7 protein-coding genes are annotated in these 4,457 nt (G+C 55.3%); all 7 read right to left on the reverse strand.

The annotated features are described in order from the left end of the window. Positions 1 to 211: 211 nt before the first annotated feature. Entirely contained in the window at positions 212 to 2,116 is a 1,905-nt protein-coding gene (locus tag CINSTRO3249_RS13060) for a replication endonuclease (protein ID WP_074013590.1), read from the reverse strand. Position 2,117: 1 nt separating this feature from the next. After that, complete coding sequence (locus tag CINSTRO3249_RS16775) at positions 2,118 to 2,342, reverse strand: hypothetical protein (RefSeq protein ID WP_074013591.1); 225 nt, start codon at positions 2,340 to 2,342, stop codon at positions 2,118 to 2,120. Positions 2,343 to 2,514: 172 nt separating this feature from the next. Continuing rightward, the gene (locus CINSTRO3249_RS13075) at positions 2,515 to 3,396 is read right to left on the reverse strand and encodes a DNA adenine methylase (RefSeq protein WP_084790230.1); all 882 of its coding nucleotides are present in this window, start codon (positions 3,394 to 3,396) and stop codon (positions 2,515 to 2,517) included. Next, complete coding sequence (locus CINSTRO3249_RS13080; RefSeq protein WP_074013593.1) at positions 3,393 to 3,620, reverse strand: TraR/DksA family transcriptional regulator; 228 nt, start codon at positions 3,618 to 3,620, stop codon at positions 3,393 to 3,395. The genes CINSTRO3249_RS13075 and CINSTRO3249_RS13080 overlap by 4 nt, the downstream gene beginning before the upstream one ends. Next, a complete protein-coding gene (locus tag CINSTRO3249_RS13085; protein WP_074013594.1) occupies positions 3,620 to 3,847 on the reverse strand; it encodes a DUF2732 family protein in 228 nt (75 codons plus the stop codon). The genes CINSTRO3249_RS13080 and CINSTRO3249_RS13085 overlap by 1 nt, the downstream gene beginning before the upstream one ends. Before the next feature lie 68 nt (positions 3,848 to 3,915). Further along, on the reverse strand, positions 3,916 to 4,188 hold the full coding sequence (locus CINSTRO3249_RS13090; RefSeq protein WP_125933192.1) for a DUF5347 family protein: 273 nt from the start codon (positions 4,186 to 4,188) through the stop codon (positions 3,916 to 3,918). A 40-nt stretch (positions 4,189 to 4,228) separates the two neighbouring features. Next, the coding region (locus CINSTRO3249_RS13095; protein WP_143146879.1) for an integrase core domain-containing protein at positions 4,229 to 4,457 on the reverse strand (229 nt) is incomplete at its 5' end.

Raw genomic sequence — 4,457 nt, forward strand, 5'->3', positions numbered from 1 at the left:
GCATACCTTTGTGCTCAATATCACCTTTTCCCACACACTGAGTCCCAGCGCCAAAACCACCGACAAACTCTTTAAAGCGGTGGTTGACGGCATGAACCCGCAACAGCGGCAGATGGTGATGGAATTTATTCAGCAATCCGCCGCCTGAAAAAAACAGAGACCGAAAAAGACTTTCTCTTCTGATGTTCCCCCCGTTTTTATCTCGAAATCCTTAAACCTGTTGCCTCATCCTGACCCAGGGATGATCCGGCGGGCCATGCTCGCCCGTACAGTTACTGACAGAACTCCGAGGCAACGCATCCGCGTTGCTAACGTCAACGGCCAACTTCGGCACAATCTTCCACTGCTTCAACCGGGTCAGGATCGGCGAGTCCGCGCCCACGACCGTATCGAACAGGCCGCGAATACTGAGCATCTCCTCGCCGTACTGATTGAGTACCTCGGCGGGCTGGTACCAGGTGCGCACCGCCAAATCATCACGCTTGACCAGTGGCCCGCCCTGGGCATTGACGTACCCCGCCCAGTCGGGGGCGTTGGCTGCATCGTGGCAGGCGGCAAATTCCACGCTCAGGCCGTGCGCGGCTTCGCTGTCATTCAGGCGGCGCAGTTCCCGCCAGACGGTGACGGGAGTGCAGCCAATAAACTGAAATTGGCGAATGCCCCAACGTGAAGCCCAGGCGGTCGCGCGCTGCGCGCTTTCCTTTATCGGCCTGCCGCTTTCGTCGTCGATTTCACCGTCCATGGCGTAGCCGTCGATGTTTTTTGAGATGTATTTGGCAACATAACCGGTGGCGCTGCCTTTTTCTGGATCAATGGCTTCGGCATCAAACCGGGCGTTTGCCGCGACGGCGCTGCGCAATTCATCGCAGTCTGCCGCCATGGCATAGTCGCGCAGGATTTCCAGGATGCGGGGCAGGTCTTCCGGGCGGGCAAATATCAGTAAATGGCTGTGCGGCGTACCGTCATGGTGTGGCTCGGCGGAGCGCATACCGAAAAAGCGCAGCCTCTGGCGATGGCATTTAGCGCGGGCACAGGCCCAGACACCATTGAGGTAGCGTTGAGTGTCTGCCGGGCTGGCCCCGTTCCACTTACGGTTAACGCGCCCATTTTCTAGCGTGGCGTGATGGCTTGAGGGCGCGGTAATGGTCACAAATGCCCCAACATAGCCCTCAGCGTTGGCAATGTCCTCATACCCCCGTAGTCGTACCATCAGCTCAGTGCGTCGGATGGCGGGATTGGCCTGACTGGCGGCATAGCCATCCATCAGGCTGATACGGTTACCCTCTTCGTCTTCCAGCTCCATGCATTTGCGCCACTCGTTGGTACGGCGACGCTGTTCGTGCCAGTCACGCAAGGCGGTTGTACTGACATTCGGGGAGGCGTGCTTATGCACATACCCCATGGCGATAGCCAGATGTTCACGCCAGCGGTTGGCGGTACGGCGCAGGCTGTTCAACCACCATCGCGCATCACACATCCGCCTGATGGCCGGTTGGGCATCAAAGGGAACAAAACATTTTTCCAGCTTGCGCCAGAGTGGCGGCTGTACGCCCAGCAGACGAACAATGCGGGCCAGGTGATGATAGTGGTCATAGACGATGCGCCATTCGCTTTTATCGCCTTGCGCGTGGCTCAGGTGGGCCACTTCCGTGGCGGCAACATGGGCAGCGGCGTTCGCCAGAGACTTAAGCGCCTGACTGTCCAGGTCGGGCAAGCGCTGCCGCTGAGTGCGCAGGCGTAAAAAGGCCACCACGCCATTATGCTGGGGGGACTGGGTTGCGCGGTCGCCAAACAGCGCACGGAAATCGTCATCGTCTATCTCATTCAGGCGGTAGCCGCTGTTCACACGCGCAATGCGCGGCAGCATCACCTTAACCACGGACTCAGTTAACCAGCGGCGGGCACTGTCAAGGCCCTTTTGCTTTTTGCGCTGGCCGAAGCGCCAGTAAATACTTGATCTGACTGTTTCCAGCTGGCCGCTAACCTGTTTTTTTGCCTGGAGATAGTCCTTGCGCCGAAGTTCAGCAAGGCGCATTTCCTCATGGGTCGGGATCCCCCGCTCAATCGGCAGCAGGGGCTTGCTGTTCCAGGGGTAGACGACGCTGGACTGCGGCATATCAGTCAACCTCCAGCCCTTCATAAAAACCCGGTAAAAGCGCGTCAGCTGCATTAAAACCGGCGCGGAAGCAGGTAAAAACCAGGGTGGTATCAGGGTGCTGATAGTGATTAATATCATCGCCCAGGTTATCGACAATATGTGGTGACAACTCAGTGAGATCAAAATGACGTTTGCGGGCCCACACCTCAAAGGTGGTTTTAAGTAAAACGTCGTAATCGGTCATTCCTCACCCTCCGTCAGTTCAGTCATTTTCAGCGACCGGATGTGGTATGCGAGGACTTGTTTGGCGAGCACAACACACGAGGCGGAAATGGCCGCATTTCTCGATACAAGCAAGGGGTAATCGGCATCTGTTCTTCCGCAAAAATGACAATGGTCAATATCGGTGCTGACGTTCATGCGGCCTGCTCCCCTGACATAGGGAAATCGGCTTGCGCCAAGGGTTGCGGGCGAGCATGGCTTTCGCTCAGCGTGGCAATCACCTCCCCGGCTTTACCCCGGCTAGCCCCCTTGGCGGCGATGCTGTAATGGGTGTGCGTGTAGTGAAACGTAAAGCCCCGATAGGCGGCATGGGTCTTGGGAGTATTGCTGCCCGAAAGCACGACAGGGACGTTCCAGCGCAGGTGGGTCTCCGTCAGGGCATCAGCCAGCGCCTGATGTTCTTCGTCCCGAAACGGCGCGATGTAATACCCCGTGAAGCCGTCTTTGTCTTCAGGCGGTAAATAAGGCGGGTCGGCATAAACGGCACAGTGTTCATCGACATGAAACGCCAGTGTTTCCGCAAAGGGCAGGCAGACAAACCGGGTATGGGTATCGCGGGCCTTTTCGGCGAACAGATGGATTTCTGTGGCAGGGAAATAGGGCTTCCTGTAACCGCCATACGGGACATTGAACCTGCCACTCAGGTTGTAGCGGCACAAGCCGTTGTAGCCATGGCGCTTCAGGTAAAGAAAAAGTGCGGCTCGCTCGATACAAGCGGACGTATGCCGGTAATTAAAATCTGCACGGTGCCGCTCATAGTCACAGCTGCTACTGCCGTGCCTGAACAAAGGCAGCGCCCCCCGAATCACGCTTTCCGGACTATCAACGACCGCTTGATAGAAATTGATAAGGTCGGGGTTAATGTCTGCCAGCACATAGCGGCGGTAATCGGTATTGAGAAAAACCGAGGCACCGCCCACAAAAGGTTCAACCAGGCAGTCAGCCGCCGGCAGGAAGGGGCGCAAGCGGGGCATCAGGCGAGACTTGCCGCCCGCCCATTTCAGGATAGGTTTCATACCATCCTCCTACAGTAGTGTTTGTTTTTAAGTTCATTGATTTCCTGGCAGGTCACGCAGTGCTGCACACCCGGAATAGCCTGGCGGCGCGTGGGCGGGATTGGCGCATCACACTCAGCACAGAGTGAACGAGAAACACCCTCGGACGCTGATAGCGCACGGCGTATCAGGTGCTGGCGCTCTTCTTCCTCACGCCACTGAATAAGATCCATTGCATCAGGCATCAGTCGATGCCCTGCGCTTGATTGGAGAGGGTGTCGGCGGTATTGCGCAGTAGTTCGGCGGCTTCGCTACCGCTGAGTCTGCGACGATCAATCTCTAGCGCTAAAATTTCAAATCGTCTCGTCATCATCGCTGCGTGGTGCCGTCGCTCGTTCTCGCACAAATCGACCAAAACCTGACGAAGCTTTGCATCCATTATTTCTGTGTTATGGTCATCGACATTTTGCATAGTGATTGATCCTGAATTTTGGCAAAAAGAAGCCCGGCGGGTTTACGCCATTAAATTTCTGTGGTGGATTAACCTGGCAGTGTTAGCTGCTTAGGAAATAAGCTCACCATCGCTCGACAATGGTTCATGGCAATAATCAGCGCTTTTTTTTCATCGTCAGACATTTCCGTTATCTCAATGCTATGTCGGGCCGTTTTTATTCCCGCGAGATAAAACAACGCTGAAAGCGCCCGAACATTATCATCATGATGTTCATCATGCTTATTACGCATATCATCAAGAAATCGGGATAATTCTTCTTCCGTGCTTTTTCTCGTAAGAGGGTGATATTTTTCTCTCACTGAATAACCCCGAGTTTATTAGAGAGTAATTTTGGCAATACTACGCCGCTTCCTCTGATGCTAATTGCAAAGCGTAATAGTTCATTTCGGCTTCAGTAGGAGGGATGTAACCCAGCCGCCCGAGCAGCCTTCTGTTGTTGTACCAGTCCACCCAGTCCAGCGTGGCCAACTCCACTTCCGTCCGGTTTTTCCAGCTCCCGCGGTGGATAACCTCCGTTTTGTACAACCCGTTGATACTCTCTGCCATCGCATTATCGTAGGAGTCGCCG

The organism is Candidatus Sodalis sp. SoCistrobi (assembly GCF_900143145.1).
GTDB lineage: Bacteria > Pseudomonadota > Gammaproteobacteria > Enterobacterales > Enterobacteriaceae > SoCistrobi.

Coding starts and splice junctions, on each gene's coding strand:
- CINSTRO3249_RS13060 (WP_074013590.1), bottom strand. CDS start 2,116: ATGCCGCAGTCCAGCGTCGTCTACCCCTGGAACAGCAAGCCCCTGCTG.
- CINSTRO3249_RS16775 (WP_074013591.1), bottom strand. CDS start 2,342: ATGACCGATTACGACGTTTTACTTAAAACCACCTTTGAGGTGTGGGCC.
- CINSTRO3249_RS13075 (WP_084790230.1), bottom strand. CDS start 3,396: ATGAAACCTATCCTGAAATGGGCGGGCGGCAAGTCTCGCCTGATGCCC.
- CINSTRO3249_RS13080 (WP_074013593.1), bottom strand. CDS start 3,620: ATGCCTGATGCAATGGATCTTATTCAGTGGCGTGAGGAAGAAGAGCGC.
- CINSTRO3249_RS13085 (WP_074013594.1), bottom strand. CDS start 3,847: ATGCAAAATGTCGATGACCATAACACAGAAATAATGGATGCAAAGCTT.